This window comes from Citrobacter sp. Marseille-Q6884 (assembly GCF_945906775.1).
Classification (GTDB): Bacteria; Pseudomonadota; Gammaproteobacteria; order Enterobacterales; family Enterobacteriaceae; genus Citrobacter.
In genome coordinates this window covers 1,527,138-1,551,329 of record NZ_CAMDRE010000001.1, presented here as the reverse complement: position 1 = coordinate 1,551,329, position 24,192 = coordinate 1,527,138, and the positions used below count along the sequence as shown (strand labels likewise).

Annotated in this window: 14 protein-coding genes, 2 tRNA genes and 3 rRNA genes; 13 read left to right on the top strand and 6 right to left on the bottom strand. The window is 51.7% G+C overall.

Features of this window, described 5'->3' with window-relative positions; translation table 11 throughout:
* Positions 1–33: 33 nt before the first annotated feature.
* The 5 genes from dcuA to N7268_RS07310 all read left to right on the top strand — a co-directional run bounded on the left by dcuA (position 34) and on the right by N7268_RS07310 (position 4,296).
* Positions 34–1,335, top strand: coding sequence for an anaerobic C4-dicarboxylate transporter DcuA (dcuA, locus tag N7268_RS07330; RefSeq protein ID WP_260862308.1), 1,302 nt, complete (start codon positions 34–36; stop codon positions 1,333–1,335).
* A 130-nt stretch (positions 1,336–1,465) separates the two neighbouring features.
* On the top strand, positions 1,466–1,813 hold the full coding sequence (gene cutA, locus N7268_RS07325; RefSeq protein WP_198906787.1) for a divalent cation tolerance protein CutA: 348 nt from the start codon (positions 1,466–1,468) through the stop codon (positions 1,811–1,813).
* On the top strand, positions 1,789–3,492 hold the full coding sequence (locus N7268_RS07320; protein WP_260862307.1) for a protein-disulfide reductase DsbD: 1,704 nt from the start codon (positions 1,789–1,791) through the stop codon (positions 3,490–3,492). Before cutA ends, N7268_RS07320 begins: the two co-directional genes overlap by 25 nt.
* A gap of 36 nt (positions 3,493–3,528) precedes the next feature.
* A complete protein-coding gene (locus N7268_RS07315; protein WP_260862306.1) occupies positions 3,529–4,104 on the top strand; it encodes a transcriptional regulator in 576 nt (191 codons plus the stop codon).
* 116 nt (positions 4,105–4,220) lie between these two features.
* A tRNA-Phe gene (locus N7268_RS07310) sits at positions 4,221–4,296 on the top strand.
* A 95-nt stretch (positions 4,297–4,391) separates the two neighbouring features.
* On the opposite strand, the gene N7268_RS07305 is transcribed toward N7268_RS07310, so the two are convergent.
* Positions 4,392–5,978, bottom strand: a complete 1,587-nt coding sequence (locus N7268_RS07305) for a lytic transglycosylase F (protein ID WP_260862305.1) — start codon at positions 5,976–5,978, stop codon at positions 4,392–4,394.
* Between the two features lie 333 nt (positions 5,979–6,311).
* Between N7268_RS07305 and N7268_RS07300 the strand changes: the two genes are divergently transcribed.
* From N7268_RS07300 to N7268_RS07280, 5 genes are all read left to right on the top strand, one after another.
* The gene (locus N7268_RS07300) at positions 6,312–7,799 is read left to right on the top strand and encodes a sugar ABC transporter ATP-binding protein (RefSeq protein ID WP_260862303.1); all 1,488 of its coding nucleotides are present in this window, start codon (positions 6,312–6,314) and stop codon (positions 7,797–7,799) included.
* Positions 7,780–8,763, top strand: coding sequence for an ABC transporter permease (locus tag N7268_RS07295; protein ID WP_260862300.1), 984 nt, complete (start codon positions 7,780–7,782; stop codon positions 8,761–8,763). Before N7268_RS07300 ends, N7268_RS07295 begins: the two co-directional genes overlap by 20 nt.
* Before the next feature lie 66 nt (positions 8,764–8,829).
* Positions 8,830–9,783 carry a substrate-binding domain-containing protein gene (locus N7268_RS07290; protein ID WP_260862299.1) on the top strand — a complete coding sequence of 318 codons (954 nt, stop codon included), beginning with the start codon at positions 8,830–8,832 and terminating at the stop codon, positions 9,781–9,783.
* Between the two features lie 71 nt (positions 9,784–9,854).
* Positions 9,855–10,919 (top strand): sugar phosphate isomerase/epimerase family protein, encoded by a 1,065-nt coding sequence (locus N7268_RS07285; protein ID WP_260862298.1) that lies wholly within the window; start codon positions 9,855–9,857, stop codon positions 10,917–10,919.
* Complete coding sequence (locus tag N7268_RS07280; protein ID WP_260862297.1) at positions 10,916–12,052, top strand: Gfo/Idh/MocA family protein; 1,137 nt, start codon at positions 10,916–10,918, stop codon at positions 12,050–12,052. The genes N7268_RS07285 and N7268_RS07280 overlap by 4 nt, the downstream gene beginning before the upstream one ends.
* 87 nt (positions 12,053–12,139) lie before the next feature.
* Here N7268_RS07280 and N7268_RS07275 read toward each other — a convergent pair whose 3' ends face one another.
* From N7268_RS07275 to N7268_RS07255, 5 genes are all read right to left on the bottom strand, one after another.
* Entirely contained in the window at positions 12,140–13,846 is a 1,707-nt protein-coding gene (locus tag N7268_RS07275; protein ID WP_260862296.1) for a SulP family inorganic anion transporter, read from the bottom strand.
* A gap of 221 nt (positions 13,847–14,067) precedes the next feature.
* A 5S ribosomal RNA gene (gene rrf / locus N7268_RS07270) occupies positions 14,068–14,183 on the bottom strand.
* 95 nt (positions 14,184–14,278) lie between these two features.
* Positions 14,279–17,184 (bottom strand): 23S ribosomal RNA (locus N7268_RS07265).
* Positions 17,185–17,406: 222 nt separating this feature from the next.
* A tRNA-Glu gene (locus tag N7268_RS07260) sits at positions 17,407–17,482 on the bottom strand.
* An 85-nt stretch (positions 17,483–17,567) separates the two neighbouring features.
* A 16S ribosomal RNA gene (locus N7268_RS07255) occupies positions 17,568–19,109 on the bottom strand.
* The 16S, 23S and 5S rRNA genes sit together here with 1 tRNA gene alongside, the layout of an rRNA operon.
* Before the next feature lie 597 nt (positions 19,110–19,706).
* Here N7268_RS07255 and N7268_RS07250 point away from each other — a divergent pair.
* From N7268_RS07250 to dcuB, 3 genes are all read left to right on the top strand, one after another.
* The gene (locus N7268_RS07250) at positions 19,707–21,338 is read left to right on the top strand and encodes a sensor histidine kinase (RefSeq protein WP_260862294.1); all 1,632 of its coding nucleotides are present in this window, start codon (positions 19,707–19,709) and stop codon (positions 21,336–21,338) included.
* The gene (gene dcuR, locus N7268_RS07245; RefSeq protein ID WP_260862293.1) at positions 21,335–22,054 is read left to right on the top strand and encodes a two-component system response regulator DcuR; all 720 of its coding nucleotides are present in this window, start codon (positions 21,335–21,337) and stop codon (positions 22,052–22,054) included. The genes N7268_RS07250 and dcuR overlap by 4 nt, the downstream gene beginning before the upstream one ends.
* A gap of 750 nt (positions 22,055–22,804) precedes the next feature.
* Positions 22,805–24,145, top strand: coding sequence for an anaerobic C4-dicarboxylate transporter (dcuB, locus tag N7268_RS07240; protein ID WP_198907252.1), 1,341 nt, complete (start codon positions 22,805–22,807; stop codon positions 24,143–24,145).
* Positions 24,146–24,192 lie beyond the last annotated feature (47 nt).

The window sequence follows — 24,192 nt, the reverse complement described above, 5'->3', positions numbered from 1 at the left end:
ATATCAACTTGTTAAAGAACAAGGAAGGCTAATATGATAGTTGTAGAACTTATCATCGTTTTGCTGGCAATCTTTTTGGGTGCCAGACTTGGGGGTATCGGCATTGGATTTGCAGGTGGGCTGGGTGTTCTGGTTCTCGCCGCTATCGGTGTAAAACCGGGTAATATTCCGTTCGATGTTATTTCCATTATCATGGCGGTTATCGCTGCCATTTCCGCTATGCAGATTGCAGGTGGTCTGGACTATCTGGTTCACCAAACTGAAAAACTGCTGCGTAAAAACCCGAAATACATCACGATCCTCGCTCCTATCGTGACCTATTTCCTGACCATCTTTGCAGGTACAGGTAACATCTCTCTGGCTACGCTGCCGGTTATCGCTGAAGTGGCGAAGGAACAAGGCATCAAACCTTGCCGTCCTCTGTCTACTGCGGTGGTTTCAGCACAGATTGCGATTACTGCATCGCCAATCTCTGCAGCTGTTGTTTACATGTCTTCCGTCATGGAAGGTCATGGCATCAGCTATATTCACCTGCTGTCCGTGGTCATTCCGTCCACCCTGCTGGCAGTACTGGTCATGTCCTTCCTGGTGACTGCACTGTTCAACTCTAAACTGTCTGACGATCCGGTTTACCGTAAACGTCTGGAAGAAGGTTTGGTTGAACTGCGTGGCGAAAAACAGGTTGAAATCAAAGCTGGCGCGAAAACCTCCGTTTGGCTGTTCCTGCTGGGCGTAGTTTGCGTGGTGGCTTACGCCATCATTAACAGCCCAAGCCTCGGCCTGGTCGCTAAACCGCTGATGAACACCACCAACGCCATCCTGATCATCATGCTGAGCATCGCGACGCTGACCACGATCATCTGCCGCGTTGAAACTGACTCCATCCTGAACTCCAGCACCTTCAAAGCAGGTATGAGCGCCTGTATCTGTATCCTGGGTGTTGCATGGCTGGGTGATACTTTCGTTTCTCACAATATTGATTGGATCAAAGATACTGCAGGTAGCGTCATTCAGGGTCACCCATGGCTGCTGGCTGTCATCTTCTTCTTTGCTTCTGCACTGCTTTACTCTCAGGCAGCTACTGCTAAAGCGCTGATGCCGATGGCTCTGGCACTGAACGTTTCTCCGCTGACGGCTGTTGCTTCTTTCGCTGCCGTTTCTGGCCTGTTTATTCTGCCAACCTACCCAACTCTGGTTGCGGCGGTTCAGATGGATGACACCGGTACAACTCGCATCGGTAAATTCGTCTTCAACCATCCGTTCTTCATCCCGGGTACTCTGGGTGTGGTTCTGGCTGTCTGCTTCGGCTTCTTGCTGGGCGGCTTCATGCTGTAAAAGTTTTACCAGCAGGGCGTTTATGCGCCCTGCTGTTCCTCTCCTACTCCTCGCTTTAACTAACATCCTTCCCGCGTCCGTTGTATAGTGACCACTCTCTTGCTGGTTACTCTGTTCTTTCGAGGTGTTTATGCTTGATGTAAAGAGTCAGGATATCTCCATCCCCGAGACCGTTGTGGTGATCTGTACCGCCCCGGACGAAGCAACCGCCCAGGATCTGGCCGCTAAAGTGCTGGCGGAAAAACTGGCTGCCTGCGTAACACTGCTGCCCGGCGCAACCTCTCTCTACTATTGGGAAGGCAAGCTGGAGCAGGAATATGAAGTCCAGATGATTTTAAAAACCGCTGTCACGCACCAGCAAGCCCTTCTCGATTGCCTGAAGTCTCATCACCCGTATCAAACCCCTGAACTTCTGGTTTTACCCGTCACTCACGGAGACTTTGATTACCGCTCATGGCTCAACGCATCCTTACGCTGATCCTGCTACTGTGCAGCACATCCACCTTTGCCGGATTATTTGACGCGCCTGGCCGCTCGCAGTTTGTCCCTGCGGATCGGGCGTTTGTTTTTGATTTTCAACAAAACCAGCACGACCTGAACCTCTCCTGGCAGGTAAAAGAGGGCTACTATCTGTATCGTAAACAGATAAGCGTTACGCCCTCTCAGGCCAGTATTGCCGAAGTAAAGCTACCGCCAGGTGTCTGGCATGAAGATGAGTTTTACGGCAAGAGTGAGATTTACCGTAAGGAGCTAAACGTCCCGATTACGGTAAATGAGGCTGCATCTGGCGCAACGCTGACCATCACTTATCAGGGATGCGCCGACGCCGGATTTTGCTATCCACCGGAAACGAAAACCGTACCGCTAAGTGCCGTCGTCGCGAGTCAGGAATCACTGCCTACCACGCCAGTAGCACCGGTACCACAACAAGAACAACCACCCGCCGAGCTGCCATTCTCTGCGCTGTGGGCTTTCCTTATCGGTATTGGCATCGCCTTTACGCCTTGCGTACTGCCGATGTATCCGCTGATTTCCGGCATCGTGCTGGGCGGAAAGCAACGCTTATCGACCGGGCGGGCGCTGCTACTGACGTTTATCTACGTCCAGGGCATGGCGCTCACCTACACGGCACTGGGTCTTGTCGTTGCGGCTGCCGGTCTCCAGTTTCAGGCCGCGCTACAGCATCCTTATGTACTGGCAGGCCTTGCTGGCGTCTTTACGTTACTGGCCTTATCAATGTTTGGCCTGTTCACGCTACAACTGCCGTCATCACTGCAAACGCGCCTTACCCTGATGAGTAACCGTCAGCAAGGCGGCTCTCCCGGGAGCGTATTTGCGATGGGCGCAATTGCCGGTCTGATCTGTTCTCCCTGCACAACCGCACCACTGAGCGCGATTTTGTTGTATATCGCCCAGAGCGGAAATCTGTGGCTCGGCGGCGGTACTTTATATCTGTATGCGCTGGGAATGGGATTACCCCTGATATTGATTACCCTCTTTGGGAATCGCCTGCTGCCTAAAAGCGGCCCCTGGATGGAACACGTTAAAACCGCGTTTGGTTTTGTCATCCTTGCGCTCCCCGTATTTTTGCTTGAGCGCATAATCGGTGACGAGTGGGGAGTTCGCCTGTGGTCGCTGTTAGGCGTCGCATTCTTTGGCTGGGCGTTTATCACGAGTCTGCAGGCAAAGCGTTCCTGGATGCGCATCATTCAGATTGCCCTGTTAGCCGCAGCTCTGGTGAGCGTGCGTCCACTACAGGACTGGGCATTCGGTTCTCCACATGCGCAAACGCAGGCGCACCTCAATTTCGCGAAGGTAGCATCGGTGGATGAACTCAATCAGGCGCTGGCGCAAGCTAAAGGCAGACCCGTAATGTTGGATCTGTATGCCGACTGGTGCGTGGCCTGCAAGGAATTTGAGAAGTACACCTTCAGCAATCCACAAGTGCAGCAAGCACTCAGCAACACGGTGCTTCTGCAGGCGGATGTTACGGCAAACAATGCACAAGATGTCGCGCTTCTGAAGCATTTACAGGTTTTAGGATTGCCGACCATCCTGTTCTTCGATGCCCAGGGTAAAGAGCACCCGCAAGCACGGGTGACGGGCTTTATGGATGCCGCGGCCTTTAGCGCACATTTGCGCGATCGCCAACCGTGAGCGACACTTGCAAAAGCAAAGATGAAGGAGAATACCGTGCAACGTGAAGATGTCCTGGGAGAAGCCCTGAAATTACTGGAGGTTCAAGGGATAGCCAATACCACGATGGAAATGGTGGCTGAACGCATTGATTATCCCCTTGATGAGCTACAGCGATTCTGGCCCGATAAAGAGGCTATTTTGTACGATGCATTGCGTTACCTCAGCCAGCGGGTGGACAGCTGGCGGCGCCAGCTGCTGTTGGATGAAACACTGAGCGCCGAGCAGAAACTGCTGGCTCGCTATAACGCATTGTCCGAATGCGTGAGCAATCATCGCTATCCCGGCTGTCTGTTTATTGCAGCCTGTACGTTCTACCCCGATCCCGCGCACCCTATCCATCAGTTAGCGGATAAACAAAAAAAGGCAGCACATGATTTCACTCATGAACTCCTGACGACACTGGAAGTTGACGACCCGGCGATGGTCGCCAGGCAGATGGAACTGGTGCTGGAAGGTTGCCTCAGCCGAATGCTGGTCAACCGTAGTCAGGCCGATGTGGAAACGGCTCACCGCCTCGCCGAAGATATCCTGCGTTTTGCCCAATGTCGCCAGGGCGGCGCACTGACCTGATTTTGGGTATATTTGCCGCGCACTGAGTGAAAAGCGCGCAGTCAGCAGGCTTTTGTGGTGTTTTTCAAGGAAAGCCGTTGACGAAGCGAGGGGATTACGGTTTAATGCGCCCCGTTGCCCGGATAGCTCAGTCGGTAGAGCAGGGGATTGAAAATCCCCGTGTCCTTGGTTCGATTCCGAGTCCGGGCACCACTATTCTAAAGAACCCGCCCACAAGGCGGGTTTTTGCTTTTGTGCTTTCGAAAATATTTGACCGTACTGACTCTCCGACCAACCTCCCCACTTCATCACAATTTATCAGGGACTTCCTTCCCGGCCTTCTCTGTCATTTCATTCGTCCCCTCAGTCGCTTTGTTGATCTGTTCTATCGCGGCGTCACTGCGTGATGCCCTGGTGTCTTTCTCTTTACGCGCGACTTCGTCCATGATGAGTCGATAAGCGATGTAATACTTATAAATGTTACTCACATACGTAACGGTTTCCGCACCGATCTGCTCAGCGGCCAGATACTCCACGTTGCCAAACCAGACATCAGGGTCAAAGCCTCGCATCTTCGTTTCAGCGCGTAACCGGGCAATACGGGCCGCCCCCGCGTTGTAAGAAGCAAACGCGAAGAGCGCCTTATCAAGGCGGGTCATCGGTTCATCACCATAGAAATTGTCTATCATCCAGCGCATATATTTCACCCCCGCATGGATGTTGGGATCCAGCTTACGGATGTCACCTACTTTCAATTCCTTGCCCGTACGCGGCATCACCTGCATCACCCCAATAGCGCCTACATGGCTGCGAGCTGACTGGTCGAGCCGCGACTCCTGATACCCCTGAGCGGCCATCAGCAACCAGTCCACGTCATAGCGTTCACCGTACTTTCTGAATAGCGCCACCATACTCAGCAGTTTGCGACGCTCCTTCTCTGCCGCTGCACTTTTTACATACTCTGCGCTCTTCAGGTAGCGAAACAAAATCGTGTTACCCAACTTGCTGCCCTGGCTATTTTCCTTAACGAACGCATTCAACAACGCGAGAAGTTCAGGGCTATTTTTGCGTACTGCCCACGCGATATTGGCATCGTCGCGCAACACAATATTTTCGTGTATCTGAATTTTTGGAAACACTTGCTTCCAAAACTCAGCTTTATGGCGATCGACGACAATCAGCGGGATGAGACCGGCGTTGAGCATCTCAATCAGGTCTTCATCCTCAAGTGATTCCGGGGATTCCTCGAGAACAACCGGAGGAAGTGATGCTTTTGTGAAGCGGGAGTTAAGCGCCTTAAGGCTCTCGTAATAGCTGGATGAGGGACGCACAAACACTGTCTTGCCCGAGAGTTGTGCCAGGGTCTCTACCTCTGGAGAGTTGGGGCCTGAAAGCAGCAGTTCTTTGACATTGGGATAGAGGGGAAGCGTGAAATCCACACGTTTCTGACGATCCGGCGTAATGGTCAGGTTTGCGGCGGCGATATCTCCCCGTCCTTCATTGAGTGCCGCAAACAGTTGGTCACGCGCCACAGGTACAAAGAGAATGCGTACTTTGAGATGACGTTGTTTTAGCTTGTCTTCCTTCAGCAGCCTGGCGTTGAGTTCGTGTTCAAACGCCATAAACATGTCATGGGTAACACCGCGCTGAGTTCCCTTGTTGATAAAGAAGAACGTCTTGCTGTAGGTCGTCAGTACCCTGATCACCCGGCGATCAAGCATCCCTGGCAGATCCCCCACCCAGGGTTGCAGCAGCTCGTCCATGTTGACTTCGAGCACCTCTCGTTCTTCATGCTGAGGCTGGTTTTGCTCATCCGAAACCGCATGCACAGGGAACACGAACACCAGGGTGGCAATAAGGGCGACAAAAAAAGGGTGAAAAGAGGAGGCATTCATTGCGAGAACTCCGCATGGCGCATCCTTTCATTTTAGCCAATGCCGGAACCCTCTGGTGCAAATTTGGTGTATTTGAACGGTGGTAAAAAAGCGCGTTACGCCAGCCAAAACGCGTTTAAAAATCCAAACCTTGCGTCGCTCAGCAGAAATCATTGTCCTGACTTGCATTTTTATATCTTGTGCACTGCACTCAAATTCAGGAAAGAATCAATAAAACCGGGTGAGGTTGATGGGGATAAGCGACGCAGCGTGGGAAGGGGCATACCTGGCGCCAGGTACCATAGACGGTACCCGTTATCATGGCATGCACCTGAATACACAAGGAACATCCTTGTGAGCCTCGCCATCGAGTTTGTCGGTATCTGCAAAGCATTTGGCCCCGTGCGCGTATTGCATGGGGTGAGTTTTACTCTGGCTCCGGGAAAGATCTACGGCCTGTTGGGGGAAAACGGTGCCGGTAAATCGACCCTGATGAAAATTCTCGCCGGTTACGAACAGGCCAGCGAAGGGGAAGTCCGTATTAACGGCGCTCCCCATCACTTCCGCTCTTCTCGTGAGGCAGAGCAAGCCGGTGTGGTCTTAATCCATCAAGAATTCAATCTCGCCGAACATCTCACGATTGCCCAGAATATTTTCCTCGGCCATGAATACAAACGGGGCTGGTTGTTGGATGAGCGCGCGATGGAAAAGGCAAGCGCGCACTGTCTTAGCGAAGTCGGTCTCAGGATTTCACCGAATACGCTGGTACGGCGGTTGATCGTCGCTGAAAAGCAGTTGGTCGAGATTGCCAAAGCCTTATCTCGCCAGGCACGATTGTTAATTATGGATGAGCCTACCGCCACGCTGACCCCCGCGGAAACAGAGCGATTATTCGCGCTGATAGGCAAACTTAAGGACGATGGGGTCACCATCATCTATATCTCCCATAAACTTGATGAGGTCAAACGCATCACCGATGAGGTTATCGTGATGCGCGATGGCCGCTTCGTTACCCGTGCCGCCACCGCCGATCTCTCACGCCAGCAGATGGCGAATCTGATGGTGGGACGTGATATGTCCGACATGTTTCCCCCAAAACTGATACCTGCCAAAGAGGCTCCCATTGCCATGGCCGTCGAGGGGTTGTCTGTACCCGACTGGATCGACGAACTCAGTTTTAACGTGCACGCTGGTGAGATCCTCGGTTTTGCGGGTCTGGTGGGCGCCGGACGTACGGAGGCATTTGAAGCCATCATCGGGCTGCGACCGCGCAGTGCCGGTACGCTGACACTGGGAGGGAAAACCGTTCGCTCCGACACCCCGCGCGATGTCATGCATCATGGCCTCACCTATTTACCGGAAGATCGCAAAGGCAAAGGCCTGCACATCAATCTGGGGCTGAGCGAAAACCTGACATTGATGGCTCTGGAGCGCTATACCACACCTTTACTTAATCCTCGTGCTGAACGGGAAGCGCTGGAGCAGACGGTCACGCTCTTTGGGCTCAAAGCGGGCGATCTTAGCGCCAGGGCACGCATGCTTTCCGGGGGAAATCAGCAAAAGCTGGTGCTAGCCAAATACCTGCACCCCGATCCTCGCGTCATCGTGCTTGATGAACCCACCCGTGGCGTTGATGTCGGGGCGAAAAGAGACATCTATTTTTTAATCCAACGACTTGCCGCAGAAGGCCGTGCAGTGATCGTCATCTCCAGCGAGTTGATCGAACTGATCGGCTTGTGCCATCGCGTACTGGTGTTACGTGCGGGACGGTTGCAGGCGGAGCTTAGCGCTGAGAATCTGAACGAAGAGGAGTTGATCACCTATGCAACCGGCACCCGCTAATCTTTTCGTTGCCTTCCGTCGCACCTGGTCACACCTTTCCGGGATTGGTCCACTGATAGGATTGATTCTTTTGTGCGTCACCGGCACCCTGCTTAACCCGGATTTTGCCACCCTCGACAACCTGATGAACGTGCTAACCCGCACTGCTTTTATCGGCATCATCGCGGTGGGTATGACCTTTGTCATTATGTCCGGCGGTATCGATCTTTCGGTGGGTTCCATGGCCGCGTTGATCGCAGGCTGTGTGATCCTGTTTATGAATCACTTTTCCGATTATCCCCTGGCCGGCGTGGTAGTGGGTGCACTATTTGCTCTGCTGCTGGGCGCACTGTTTGGTACTTTACATGGTTTGTTGATTACCAAAGGACAGATTGAAGCCTTTGTCGTCACCCTGGGTACCCTGGGTATCTTTCGGGCCTGTCTCACCTGGCTGGCTGACGGGGGCGCACTCACGCTCGCGGACACGCAGGCGGACATCTACAGCCCCGTCTATTATGGCAGTTTGCTCGGCGTGCCTATTCCAGTTTGGGTGTTTGCCATCGTGGCGCTGGCGGGTGGGCTGCTACTCAACCGTACGGCTTTCGGTCGCTATGCGCAGGCCATTGGATCGAACGAGCAGGTTGCACGTTATGCCGCGATCCGCGTCGATCGCATCAAGATTCTGACCTATGCGCTGCTCGGTTTCTGTGTGGGTATCGCGACCTTGCTGTATGTTCCACGGCTGGGTTCTGCCACACCGAGCACGGGATTGTTGTGGGAACTGGAAGCGATCGCTGCTGTCGTGGTCGGCGGTACGACTCTCAAGGGTGGGGAAGGCCGCATCGTCGGTACGGTGATCGGCGCCATCCTGCTTTCCGTGATCAGTAACATTCTTAATCTCACCAGCATCATCAGTGTTTATCTTAACGCCGCCGTTCAGGGGGTAGTGATTATCATCGTCGCTTTCCTGCAACGCGGGCGCTGAGGTAATGGAAACAGAGGAAATCCGCGGGCACGCGGGCAAACCGTTCGATCAACTGGAGATTACTCGATGAATAACGTGCTTCGCATTATTGGTGCCAGTATCCTTGCCTGTTCGCTCAACACCAGCTGGGCAGCAGAGAATGTCACAATGGGCGTCTCTATTCCCACGGCAACCCATAGCTTCACCTCCGGTATCGTCTGGTGGGCGAACAAAGCCAAAAAGGATTTGGAGAAGGAGCATCCCGACCTCAAGATCATCGTCAAAACAGCCGCTAACGCCCCCGAACAGGCGAACCAACTGCAGGATCTGTTAACGGTTAACAAAATGAATACCCTGGTGATTTTCCCGTTTGAGTCCGCAACACTGACCAAGCCGGTCGCGCAGGTTAAAGATAAAGACGTGTATGTCACGGTCGTTGACAGAGGGCTAACCGACACCAAGGCGCAGGATGCTTACGTCGCCGGCGACAACACTGCTTTTGGTAAACTGCCGGCCGAATATCTGGCGAAGACCCTGGGCGGAAAAGGCGATCTGGTCGTCCTGCGCGGCATTCCCACCACGCTGGATAACGAGCGTTTTGACGCTTTCTCTGGCGTGATCAAGCAACACCCTGACATGAAAATTCTCGATGCCAAATACGGCAACTGGAACCGGGATGACGCCTTCAGAGTGATGCAGGATTACCTCACTCGCTATAAGCATATTGATGCCGTCTGGGCTGCCGATGATGATATGGCAGTAGGCGTGCTCAAGGCCATTAATCAAGCCAAACGTGATGACATCAAAATTGTCTTTGGTGGCGCAGGCGCCAAAGGGGCAATCAAAACGTTAATGGATGGAAGCGATCCGCGCATCCAGGCCAATGTCTCCTATTCACCCAAGTTTATCTACGATGCGATCAAACTGACCGCAGAAGCACGGCTGCAGGGCAAAGAACTGCCTGCCAAAACCATTATTCCGTCGGTGTTGATCACCAAAGAGAATGCCAAAGATTTCTACTTCCCTGAATCACCGTTCTAAGTTTGTGTCCAGGCGGGGTGTATTGAACGCCCCGCTACACCCACTCTCACCGCAAGATGAAGGAGCGACGCATGAAAACCATCAAAGGACCGGCGATCTTTCTTGCACAATTTATCGGCGACCACCCTCCCTTCGATACATTACAGGGGCTGGCTGGCTGGGCTGCGGGTCTGGGGTTCAGCGGTGTGCAACTCCCCACGAATCATCCCCATCTGTTCGATTTGAGCCAGGCAGCAGACAGTCAAACCTATTGTGACGAGGTTACCGGACAGCTGGCAGAACACGGGCTCGTCATCACCGAACTTTCGACTCACCTGCAGGGGCAACTGGTGGCGGTACATCCGGCCTACGATTCTCTGTTTGATTCCTTCGCTGCCCCCGAAGTGCGAGGGAAGCCGGCCGCACGTACTGAGTGGGCGGTCAATCAACTGAAAGCGGCGGCGAAGGCTTCTCAGCGGCTGGGATTAACGGCGCATGCTACTTTTAGCGGCGCCTTCGCCTGGCCTTATCTTTATCCCTGGCCCCAGCGACCAGTAGGGCTTATCGACGAAGCTTTTGCCGAACTGGCGCGCCGTTGGCGGCCGGTCCTGGATGTGTTTGATGAGCAAGGGGTTGATGTGTGTTACGAGCTGCACCCCGGTGAAGATCTGCATGATGGAGTGACATTCGAACGTTTTCTGGCGGCACTGGATGCGCATCCACGAGCTAATATTCTCTATGACCCCAGCCATTTCTTACTACAACAACTTGATTATCTGGAATTTATCGACATATACCATCAGCGTATCAAAGCTTTTCATGTAAAGGATGCCGAGTTTCGCCCCACCGGACGTCAGGGGGTATATGGGGGATATCAGGCGTGGCCTGAACGTGCAGGGCGTTTCCGCTCTCTCGGTGACGGGCAGGTAGACTTTACGGCTATTTTCTCGAAGTTGACCCAATATGATTATTCAGGCTGGGCCGTCATGGAGTGGGAATGTGCTCTGAAGCACCCGGAGAGCGGCGCTGCTGAAGGGGCGCAGTTTATTCGCCAGCACATCATTCGGGTGGCAGAGCATGCCTTCGATGACTTTGCCGATAGCCATCTCGATCAGGCTCAGATAGCCACCTTGCTGGGGCTGGGAGCGAAAATATGACTCGTCGTCTGCGTCTTGGAATGGTGGGGGGAGGACAAGGGGCCTTTATCGGCGCCGTACACCGACTGGCTGCCCGTATGGATGATCACTATGAACTGGTCGCAGCGGCCCTCTCCAGCGATCCCGAGCGGGCTGCGGCAAGTGCGACTGAATTGAGGCTACCACGCAGTTACAGCGATTATCGTGAGATGGCGCAGCAGGAGTCTGCTCGCCCGGACGGCATAGAAGTCGTCGCTATCGTGACCCCTAATCATCTGCATGCCCCAGTAGCCACTGCTTTTCTTGAGGCCGGTATCCATGTGATCTGCGATAAACCGCTGGCGATGACGCTCGAGGAAGGTCAGACACTGGCCGCACTGGCAACACAACGGCAGCGGTTGTTTGCGGTAACGCACACCTACAGCGGATATCCGATGGTGCGCCATGCCCGCGCCCTGGTGGCTGCGGGTGAGCTTGGCGAACTGCGTTATGTGCAGGTGGAATATCTTCAGGACTGGCTGTCTGAACCTCTGGAAGCCAGCGGTAATCGGCAGGCGGCCTGGCGCACCGATCCCGAGCGGACTGGCCGTGCAGGTTGTCTGGGTGACATCGGCACCCATGCCTGGCAACTCGCCGCCTTTATCAGTGGTCAATTACCAGAGACGATCAGCGCCGAGCTTCACACTTTTGTACCAGGCAGGCGGGTGGATGATCATGTTCAGGTCTGGATGCGTTACGCCAATAGCGCCCGTGGTTCATTGATCGCAAGTCAGGTCGCCAGTGGCGAGGAAAACAGACTGGTACTGCGCCTCTATGGCTCCCGCGCCAGCCTGGTCTTTAGTCAGGAGGAACCGAACCAGCTTTGGTTTACCCCTCTTGCGGGTCAGGCGCAGCGGCTGACCCGGGGACGCACCGCAAGCCCGGCGGCAACACATGCTACCCGTGTGCCAGCGGGTCATCCTGAAGGGTATCTGGAAGCCTTTGCTCAACTGTATACCGATGCGGCACTGCGCATTCATGCCATGCAGGCTGGCGTTTCGCCCCCACCTGAGACAGATGATCTTCCCACTGTAGAAGAGGGGGTGAACGGCATGCGTTTTATTGATGCGGTGTTAGACAGCCACCATGCAGAGGGTGCCTGGGTACCGTTATGAAGATACCTCCCAGAAATGGAACCTCCTGAACGGGAGGTTCCAACCGTAGCCATACCCCACCCTAATCCACATCAGACTACCCCGCTCTTATTCATCCTCGCTCATACTTTCTTTGCTTTGAATGAACCGAAGCGCCAGATAAAGGTCCGGCACCAGAATAATGTCATCATCTTTCATCGTTGGCCGACTTTCCTTGAACCAGCGTGTTAATTCCGTTTTCCTGCCCGCAAGGATTAACTTAATCTGCCGACCTCTGAGATCTCGCTTTAGCTCATTAATTGTGGCTAACACACTGATATCTGAATAGGTAAAGCACGCAACGGCATCAATAACCACCCATTTCGGTTCAAGCGCTGCGCCATCGACTAAATTCAGAACACGGCGTTTAAAATAAGCCACATTAAAATAGGTCAGCGGTGAGTTAAACCGATACATCAGCACGCCGGGGATCATTTTTACATCCGTCGAATTGCCTAATGAGTGGATCATTCCATGTTCATCCGTCCCTAGCAAATGCTCAGAAGGACGAAAAACAGTACGCAGGAACTGCAACAGTCCCAGCAATACCGCAAGACCGATTCCTTGAATAACGCCGATAATTAAAATACAAACAAAAGTGAAGCTGGCCAGGCGAAATGCCTGTTTATTTCTTCGCCTCAGGCTCCAGAGCCCACGCAGATCAATCAATGACCATGAGGCATACATTAAAACGACACCTAATGCGGAAACCGGAATATATTGTAATGGCTGTGTGAAAAACACCACGATGATGCCAATGATTAAGGCCGCGACAATGGAAACCAGTTGGCTTTTTCCTCCACTGGAATCATTAACCGCAGTTCGGGAATCGGCACCACTGATCGCAAACCCCTGAGATAAACCCGACATCAGATTCGCGATACCCAATGCTCTGAACTCAGCATCTGCATTAATATCGTACCCATTCTTCGCTGCGAAACTACGCGCAGTCAGCATCAGGCTAACGAAACTGACCAGCGCAAGGTTCAGCGCCGGGATCACTAAATCACGCATCAAAGCGGGCTGGAACGCCCCCCAGTGTACAACCGGTAAACCAGACTGGAAGCCATCACCGCCAATAGTCGCCACACCATACTGTTGCAGAGGTGTGCCCCATACCAATGCCGTTGTGATGACAATGGCAATCAACGGTGCAGGCCAATGCCTGCGAAACGTTCTGATAACCATCAAAATAGCTAACGTTAAGAGTGAGATCCCTACGGTTAATAAATGGCTCTCTGAAATTCGGCCTGGCAGGGCAATAATTTTCTCTATGACTTGCGCTTCATTAAGCGGGATCCCCAAAACCTTGCCTAATTGCCCAACAATAATTGTCACGGCTACGCCATTAAGCAAACCGGTGAGAATGGGATGGGATAGTAGGTCGGCAAGTGCTCCCAGGCGAAATTTACTGGCCAGCAGACACCATCCTCCCATCATCAATGTCATGACGATCGTCAGTTGCCAGTGAAGTTCGGGATTTCCTGCCGCCAGAGGTACTACAACAGCCGCGATAACCGCGCAGGTGGTTGCATCAGGACCAACAATGAGCTGACGAGAAGAGCCAAACAATGCATAAGCGATCATCGGTAACACGCAGGAATACAACCCTACGATAGCCCCTACTCCAGCCAACTCAGCATAAGCAATCGCAACCGGGAGGGCGACAGCAGCAACGGACAACCCGGCCTTAACATCCTGTTTTAGCCAGCTTTTTTCGTACGCTAATAAATTTTTTAGCCCTGGCATGTAGTTTAATAAAACTTTTCCGAACACGTTATTCTCCGGATATATCCTCGCTTAGAGATAAAGATACACGGTAGCGTCGCGATAGGTTCTGATATTTTCGTGGTACAACTGGAAATTCAGAGTGTCCGGGAGATAGGGACTCAGCCATTGCAGCCCGTAAAAGGTGTTTACGCCGTTTTCCGGCGGTTTTCAGATGCGCACAAACGCAAAAAGGCCATCCTTACGGATGGCCTCTTGCTTGATTTGATGCCTGGCAGTTCCCTACTCTCGCATGGGGAGACCCCACACTACCATCGGCGCTACGGCGTTTCACTTCTGAGTTCGGCATGGGGTCAGGTGGGACCACCGCGCTACAGCCGCCAGGCAAATTCTGTTTATTAACCCGCTTTTCGCCGGTTAATTCAATCTGTATCAGGCTGAAAATCGTCTTCTCTTTCGCCAAAACAGCTTCGGCGTTGTAAGGTTAAGCCTCACGGTTCATTAGTATCGGTTAGCTCAATGTATCGCTACACTTACACACCCGACCTATCAACGTCGTCGTCTTCAACGTTCCTTCAGGAGACTTAAAGTCTCAGGGAGAACTCATCTCGGGGCAAGTTTCGTGCTTAGATGCTTTCAGCACTTATCTCTTCCGCATTTAGCTACCGGGCAGTGCCATTGGCATGACAACCCGAACACCAGTGATGCGTCCACTCCGGTCCTCTCGTACTAGGAGCAGCCCCCCTCAATTCTCCAGCGCCCACGGCAGATAGGGACCGAACTGTCTCACGACGTTCTAAACCCAGCTCGCGTACCACTTTAAATGGCGAACAGCCATACCCTTGGGACCTACTTCAGCCCCAGGATGTGATGAGCCGACATCGAGGTGCCAAACACCGCCGTCGATATGAACTCTTGGGCGGTATCAGCCTGTTATCCCCGGAGTACCTTTTATCCGTTGAGCGATGGCCCTTCCATTCAGAACCACCGGATCACTAAGACCTGCTTTCGCACCTGCTCGAGCCGTCACTCTCGCAGTCAAGCTAGCTTATGCCTTTGCACTAACCTCCTGATGTCCGACCAGGATTAGCTAACCTTCGTGCTCCTCCGTTACTCTTTAGGAGGAGACCGCCCCAGTCAAACTACCCACCAGACACTGTCCGCAACCCGGATCACGGGTCCACGTTAGAACACCAGCCATTAAAGGGTGGTATTTCAAGGTCGGCTCCATGCAGACTGGCGTCCACACTTCAAAGCCTCCCACCTATCCTACACATCAAGGACCAGTGTTCAGTGTCAAGCTATAGTAAAGGTTCACGGGGTCTTTCCGTCTTGCCGCGGGTACACTGCATCTTCACAGCGAGTTCAATTTCACTGAGTCTCGGGTGGAGACAGCCTGGCCATCATTACGCCATTCGTGCAGGTCGGAACTTACCCGACAAGGAATTTCGCTACCTTAGGACCGTTATAGTTACGGCCGCCGTTTACCGGGGCTTCGATCAAGAGCTTCTCCTTACGGATAACCCCATCAATTAACCTTCCGGCACCGGGCAGGCGTCACACCGTATACGTCCACTTTCGTGTTTGCACAGTGCTGTGTTTTTAATAAACAGTTGCAGCCAGCTGGTATCTTCGACTGATTTCAGCTCCACGAGCAAGTCGCTTCACCTACCTATCAGCGTGCCTTCTCCCGAAGTTACGGCACCATTTTGCCTAGTTCCTTCACCCGAGTTCTCTCAAGCGCCTTGGTATTCTCTACCTGACCACCTGTGTCGGTTTGGGGTACGATTTCGTGTTACCTGATGCTTAGAGGCTTTTCCTGGAAGCAGGGCATTTGTCACTTCAGCACCGTAGTGCCTCGTCATCACGCCTCAGTGTTAAAGTGAACCGGATTTACCTGGAACACACACCTACACGCTTAAACCGGGACAACCGTCGCCCGGCCGACATAGCCTTCTCCGTCCCCCCTTCGCAGTAACACCAAGTACAGGAATATTAACCTGTTTCCCATCGACTACGCCTTTCGGCCTCGCCTTAGGGGTCGACTCACCCTGCCCCGATTAACGTTGGACAGGAACCCTTGGTCTTCCGGCGTGCGGGTTTTTCACCCGCATTATCGTTACTTATGTCAGCATTCGCACTTCTGATACCTCCAGCAACCCTCACAGGCCACCTTCAACGGCTTACAGAACGCTCCCCTACCCAACAACACATAGTGTCGCTGCCGCAGCTTCGGTGCATGGTTTAGCCCCGTTACATCTTCCGCGCAGGCCGACTCGACCAGTGAGCTATTACGCTTTCTTTAAATGATGGCTGCTTCTAAGCCAACATCCTGGCTGTCTGTGCCTTCCCACATCGTTTCCCACTTAACCATGACTTTGGGACCTTAGCTGGCGGTCTGGGTTGTTTCCCTCTTCACGACGGACGTTAGCACCCGCCGTGTGTCTCCCGTGATAACATTCTTCGGTATTCGCAGTTTGCATCGGGTTGGTAAGTCGGGATGACCCCCTAGCCGAAACAGTGCTCTACCCCCGAAGATGAGTTCACGAGGCGCTACCTAAATAGCTTTCGGGGAGAACCAGCTATCTCCCGGTTTGATTGGCCTTTCACCCCCAGCCACAAGTCATCCGCTAATTTTTCAACATTAGTCGGTTCGGTCCTCCAGTTAGTGTTACCCAACCTTCAACCTGCCCATGGCTAGATCACCGGGTTTCGGGTCTATACCCTGCAACTTAACGCCCAGTTAAGACTCGGTTTCCCTTCGGCTCCCCTATTCGGTTAACCTTGCTACAGAATATAAGTCGCTGACCCATTATACAAAAGGTACGCAGTCACCCCATAAAGAGGCTCCCACTGCTTGTACGTACACGGTTTCAGGTTCTTTTTCACTCCCCTCGCCGGGGTTCTTTTCGCCTTTCCCTCACGGTACTGGTTCACTATCGGTCAGTCAGGAGTATTTAGCCTTGGAGGATGGTCCCCCCATATTCAGACAGGATACCACGTGTCCCGCCCTACTCTTCGAGTTCACAACACATGCACTTTTGTGTACGGGACTTTCACCCTGTATCGTGCGACTTTCCAGACGCTTCCACTAACACACATGCTGATTCAGACTCTGGGCTGCTCCCCGTTCGCTCGCCGCTACTGGGGGAATCTCGGTTGATTTCTTTTCCTCGGGGTACTTAGATGTTTCAGTTCCCCCGGTTCGCTTCATTACGCTATGTATTCACGTAATGATAGTGTGACGAATCACACTGGGTTTCCCCATTCGGAAATCGCCGGTTATAACGGTTCATATCACCTTACCGACGCTTATCGCAGATTAGCACGTCCTTCATCGCCTCTGACTGCCAGGGCATCCACCGTGTACGCTTAGTCGCTTAACCTCACAACCCGAAGATGTTTCATTCGATTCATCATCGTGCTGCGAAAATTTGAGAGACTCGAACACACCGCTTTTCATTTCTTGTTTACGGAGAAATGAAACAGTGTGTCGTTTCAATTTTCAGCTTGATCCAGATTTTTAAAGAGCAAATATCTCAAACAAGACTCGCAAGTCTGTTTTGAGATATAACGGCCGGCGACTTTCACTCACACAAACCAGCAAGTGGCGTCCCCTAGGGGATTCGAACCCCTGTTACCGCCGTGAAAGGGCGGTGTCCTGGGCCTCTAGACGAAGGGGACACTGAAGTCTCAATCGCAAGACGCCTTGCTATTTACTTTTCATCAGACAATCTGTGTGGACACTACAAGGAACGGTTCTTTAAGGTAAGGAGGTGATCCAACCGCAGGTTCCCCTACGGTTACCTTGTTACGACTTCACCCCAGTCATGAATCACAAAGTGGTAAGCGCCCTCCCGAAGGTTAAGCTACCTACTTCTTTTGCAACCCACTCCCATGGTGTGACGGGCGGTGTGTACAAGGCCCGGGAACGTATTCACCGTGGCATTCTGATCCACGATTACTAGCGATTCCGACTTCATGGAGTCGAGTTGCAGACTCCAATCCGGACTACGACATACTTTATGAGGTCCGCTTGCTCTCGCGAGGTCGCTTCTCTTTGTATATGCCATTGTAGCACGTGTGTAGCCCTACTCGTAAGGGCCATGATGACTTGACGTCATCCCCACCTTCCTCCAGTTTATCACTGGCAGTCTCCTTTGAGTTCCCGACCGAATCGCTGGCAACAAAGGATAAGGGTTGCGCTCGTTGCGGGACTTAACCCAACATTTCACAACACGAGCTGACGACAGCCATGCAGCACCTGTCTCAGAGTTCCCGAAGGCACCAAAGCATCTCTGCTAAGTTCTCTGGATGTCAAGAGTAGGTAAGGTTCTTCGCGTTGCATCGAATTAAACCACATGCTCCACCGCTTGTGCGGGCCCCCGTCAATTCATTTGAGTTTTAACCTTGCGGCCGTACTCCCCAGGCGGTCTATTTAACGCGTTAGCTCCGGAAGCCACGCCTCAAGGGCACAACCTCCAAATAGACATCGTTTACAGCGTGGACTACCAGGGTATCTAATCCTGTTTGCTCCCCACGCTTTCGCACCTGAGCGTCAGTCTCTGTCCAGGGGGCCGCCTTCGCCACCGGTATTCCTCCAGATCTCTACGCATTTCACCGCTACACCTGGAATTCTACCCCCCTCTACAAGACTCTAGCCTGCCAGTTTCGAATGCAGTTCCCAGGTTGAGCCCGGGGATTTCACATCCGACTTGACAGACCGCCTGCGTGCGCTTTACGCCCAGTAATTCCGATTAACGCTTGCACCCTCCGTATTACCGCGGCTGCTGGCACGGAGTTAGCCGGTGCTTCTTCTGCGAGTAACGTCAATTGCTGCGGTTATTAACCACAACACCTTCCTCCTCGCTGAAAGTACTTTACAACCCGAAGGCCTTCTTCATACACGCGGCATGGCTGCATCAGGCTTGCGCCCATTGTGCAATATTCCCCACTGCTGCCTCCCGTAGGAGTCTGGACCGTGTCTCAGTTCCAGTGTGGCTGGTCATCCTCTCAGACCAGCTAGGGATCGTCGCCTAGGTGAGCCGTTACCCCACCTACTAGCTAATCCCATCTGGGCACATCCGATGGCAAGAGGCCCGAAGGTCCCCCTCTTTGGTCTTGCGACGTTATGCGGTATTAGCTACCGTTTCCAGTAGTTATCCCCCTCCATCGGGCAGTTTCCCAGACATTACTCACCCGTCCGCCACTCGTCACCCAAGGAGCAAGCTCCTCTGTGCTACCGTTCGACTTGCATGTGTTAGGCCTGCCGCCAGCGTTCAATCTGAGCCATGATCAAACTCTTCAATTTAAGTTTGATGCTCGTGAATTAAACTTCGTAATGAATTACGTGTTCACTCAGAGACTTGGTATTCATTTTTCGTCTTGCGACGTTAAGAATCCGTATCATTGAGTGCCCACACAGATTGTCTGATAAATTGTTAAAGAGCAGTTGCGACGCGCTTTGGCGCTCTGTCGCGAGGTGGCGTATATTACGCTTTCCTCTTTCAGAGTCAACCCTGAATTTCAGGATTTTTCTCTTCAACCGAACCGGCTGTTTGTGTGAAGTGATTCACATCCGCCGTGTCGATGGAGGCGCATTATAGGGAGTTCTCCGGCGCCCGCAACCCTTAAATGACAGAAAAATGACTGACTGCTGCATTCCACAGCAAAACCCCGCCTTATACCCATTTACACACAGAGTTATCCACAAACGTTCTGATGTTTCCGGCTGGATCCTGCAAAAGGCAGGCTAAACACTCCATAAAGCCATGCCATAACATGCAGATTTACGCATGCTATATATAAGTAGCACTGCTCGCTGCATCCCCATAATCCCCCTACTGCCTTTGAATTACATATCGCCTCAGGCGATAATGCCCATACAAATCGTGATTCCAGGACCGTGATGAGACACTCTCTGCAACGCACTGCTATACGCAAACGTCCGATGAAGCTCGGCACAACCGTAATACTCATGGTCAGTGCCGTACTGTTTTCCGTACTGCTTGTCGTTCATCTGATTTACTTCTCGCAAATCAGCAATATGACGCGTGATGCGTTAGCGGGCAAAGCGCTTGCGGTAGCGCGTACGCTGGCAGACTCTCCGGAGATCCGTCAGGGTCTGATGAAAAAGCCTGAAGAGAGCGGCATTCAGGCAATCGCCCAGGCAGTCAATAAGAGCAACGATTTTCTGTTTATCGTTGTCACGAATATGCAAAGCATTCGTTATTCGCATCCCGAAGCAAAACGCATCGGCCAGCCGTTTAAAGGCGACGATATTTTGCTGGCCCTGGAAGGGAAAGAGAATGTCGCGATTAATCGTGGCTTTCTGGCGAAAGCCCTGCGCGTCTTTACGCCTATTTATGATGAACATCACCGGCAGATTGGCGTCGTGGCGATTGGTCTTGAGCTAAGCCGGGTCACTGAGCAGATTAATGACAGCCGCGGTAGCATCATCTGGTCCGTCTTATTTGGGGTTCTGGTTGGGCTATTGGGCACCTGGGTGTTCGTGAAAGTTCTCAAGCGCATTTTGTTTGGCCTCGAGCCTTATGAAATATCGAACCTGTTTGAACAGCGCCAGGCGATGCTGCACTCTATAAAGGAAGGTGTTATTGCCGTTGACGAGTGCGGTGAAGTCACACTGATAAACCAGGCAGCGCAGGAACTGCTTGATTACCATAAATTGCAAGATGATGCGCAGCTTTCCACGCTCAGCCATGCCTGGTCACAGGTGGTCGATCTTTCAGATGTGTTACGCGACGGCACACCGCGCCGGGATGAAGAGATCACCGTGAAAGATCGGCTACTCTTAATCAACACCGTTCCTGTACTCAGCAATGGGAAGATCATCGGCGCCATTTCCACATTCAGAGATAAAACTGAAGTCCGTAAACTCATGCAACGTCTGGATGGTATGGTCAACTATGCCGATGCACTTCGTGAACGATCCCACGAATTTATGAATAAGTTACACGTGATTCTGGGATTATTGCATCTGAAAAGTTATAAGCAGTTGGAAAATTACATCATTAAGACAGCGAACAATTATCAGGAAGAGATTGGTTCATTGTTAGGCAAAATAAAATCCCCGGTGATTGCGGGTTTTTTACTCAGTAAGATTAATCGCACATCAGATTTAGGTCATACCCTGATCATTAGCAATGAAAGCCAATTGCCGGAAAACAGCAATGAGGATCAAGTGACTGTGCTGATTACCGTTTTAGGTAATTTAATTGAAAACGCTCTGGAGGCGTTAGGTCAAGAACCGGGTGGTGAGATCAGCGTATCCTTACATTATCGACACGGCTGGTTGCATTGCGAAGTGAATGATGATGGCCCGGGGATCGCCCCCGAGCACATTGATCGCATCTTTGAAAAGGGCGTTTCGTCAAAAGGAACAGAACGGGGAGTAGGTTTAGCGCTTGTTAAACAGCAGGTTGAAAACGTTGGCGGCAATATTTCCGTCGAGTCTGAACCTGGGATCTTCACCCAATTTTTTGTACAGTTACCGTGGAATGGTGAGAGGGCCAGCAGATGATCAATGTCTTAATTGTCGATGACGATGCAATGGTAGCGGAATTAAACCGCCGTTATGTGGCGCAACTCTCAGGTTTTCATTGCTGCGGAACAGCCTCTACACTGGAAAAAGCCAAAGAGATTATCTTTCATGGTGAGCATCATATTGATCTGATTTTGCTTGATATTTATATGCAAAAAGAAAACGGTCTGGATCTCCTGCCCGTACTGCATAGCGAAGGCTGTAAGTGTGATGTCATTGTCATCTCCTCCGCTGCCGACGCAACCACCATCAAAGATTCACTTCATTACGGTGTGGTTGATTACCTGATCAAACCTTTCCAGGCTTCCCGCTTTGAAGAAGCACTCACTAACTGGCTGCACAAAAAAACGGAGATGGAAAAGCACCAGTACTATGAACAGTCTGAGCTTGACCAACTCATTCACGGCAGCTCGTCCAGTGAGCAGGAAACGCGGCGCTTACCGAAGGGATTAACACCACAGACGCTACGGACGCTGTGCCAGTGGATTGATGAGCATCAGGATCAAGAGTTCTCCACGGATGAACTGGCCAATGAGGTCAATATCTCCCGCGTCTCTTGCCGGAAATACCTCATCTGGTTAGTGAATTGTCATATCTTATTTACCAGCATCCACTATGGCGTGACTGGCCGGCCGGTTTATCGTTACCGCGTTCAGGCTGAGCATTACTCACTGCTTAAACAATATTGCCAGTAAGCGCCTTTAAGGGATTATTCGTTATATAAAAGTAACAATTATTAAAATAATGAAAAATCCCTTTCTGATTTCCCCCGCACCAAAAATAGCGAATTTGCGTTAGATCAAATATATTTGTATATGACATGTTAATGCTTTATTCTGTTAGTGACAAACATCACGCTGTTTTTAATTTCAAAATCGCTAACAAAAGTTAATTAAGTATTATCTAACTCACAGAGTGTGTATTTTTACTCCTAAAGGATTAGTCTGAATTTAACCAGATATAAAAATCTAGACTGGTAGCAATGGAGACCATGCTACGTACTATGGACACTGAACATTTTTGTGAGCAAATAAACGTATCCGCCCGCCGACCTCATAGCATCATGAATTGGCGTGACCGCGATCACACAAATAAGATACTCACCTCAATTGCCAGTGCTTCACGTAATAGCAGAAAACATCACCCTGACGATAAGTTTCCGGATAACCGGAGAAACGAATATAAATTACAACGTCAGCCACTGCTCCTCTCGAAAAACTCTGCTTCCCATCGCCTGAGGATTCATTCCTCTGAACAACACCACATTAAAAAGCTAAATATTTCTAATAATTTTAATAATCATTCTAGCCAGACATTTGAACATTAATCGCAAATACGGATATACCGAATATTGACCATTTTTTGATGCTTATTCCGGCAGAAAAGAATGTGGCATAGATCCATTTATCAAAAAATTGACTGGGTTTTTCGCGAGGGTAGATAAAATGTTATTTAGTATACAACTTCTTATAATATTAATATGTTTGTTTTATGGTGCCAGAAAGGGCGGTATCGCGCTGGGTCTGTTAGGCGGTATCGGTCTGGTCATTCTGGTATTCGTTTTCCATCTCCAGCCAGGTAAACCACCTGTAGACGTTATGCTGGTCATCATTGCTGTGGTGGCCGCATCGGCAACCCTGCAAGCCTCCGGTGGTCTTGACGTTATGCTGCAAATTGCTGAAAAGCTGCTGCGCCGTAACCCAAAATACGTTTCCATCGTGGCACCGTTTGTGACCTGTGTTCTGACCATTCTTTGTGGTACAGGACATGTGGTATACACCATTCTGCCTATCATTTATGACGTTGCCATTAAGAACAACATTCGCCCGGAACGTCCGATGGCGGCGAGTTCCATTGGTGCGCAAATGGGGATTATCGCCAGCCCGGTTTCCGTCGCTGTTGTATCCCTGGTAGCAATGCTGGGTAACGTCACGTTTGAAGGCAAACACCTCGAGTTCCTCGACCTGCTCGGCATCACCATCCCGTCTACCCTGCTGGGTATCCTGGCGATCGGTATCTTCAGCTGGTTCCGTGGTAAAGATCTGGATAAAGACGAAGAGTTCCAGAAGTTTATCTCCGTACCGGAAAACCACCACTATGTCTATGGCGACACCGCGACCCTGTTAGACAAGAAGTTGCCGAAAAGTAACTGGCTGGCAATGTGGATCTTCCTGGCCGCTATCGCTGTCGTTGCTGTGCTTGGTGCGGTATCTGAACTGCGTCCTTCTTTTGGCGGCAAACCGCTGTCAATGGTCCTGGTTATTCAGATGTTCATGCTGTTAACCGGCGCGCTGATTATCATCCTGACTAAAACCAATCCCGCATCTATCTCAAAAAATGAAGTCTTCCGTTCGGGTATGATCGCGATTGTAGCGGTGTACGGTATTGCCTGGATGGCGGAAACCATGTTCGGCGCGCACATGTCTGAAATTCAGGGCGTACTGGGCGAAATGGTGAAAGAACATCCGTGGGCCTATGCAATCGTCCTGCTGCTGGTCTCCAAGTTTGTAAACTCCCAGGCTGCAGCGCTGGCGGCTATCGTTCCGGTCGCGCTGGCTATCGGGGTCGATCCAGCGTACATCGTTGCTTCTGCTCCGGCTTGCTACGGTTACTACATTCTGCCGACCTACCCGAGCGATCTGGCCGCTATCCAGTTTGACCGCTCAGGCACCACTCACATTGGCCGCTTCGTCATTAACCACAGCTTCATTCTGCCTGGTTTGATCGGCGTAAGCGTATCTTGTGTGTTTGGCTGGGTGTTCGCCGCAATGTACGGTTTCCTGTAATCACACTTCGCGTGCCGTTCAGTTTGTACGGCACGCCACCGTTAAGA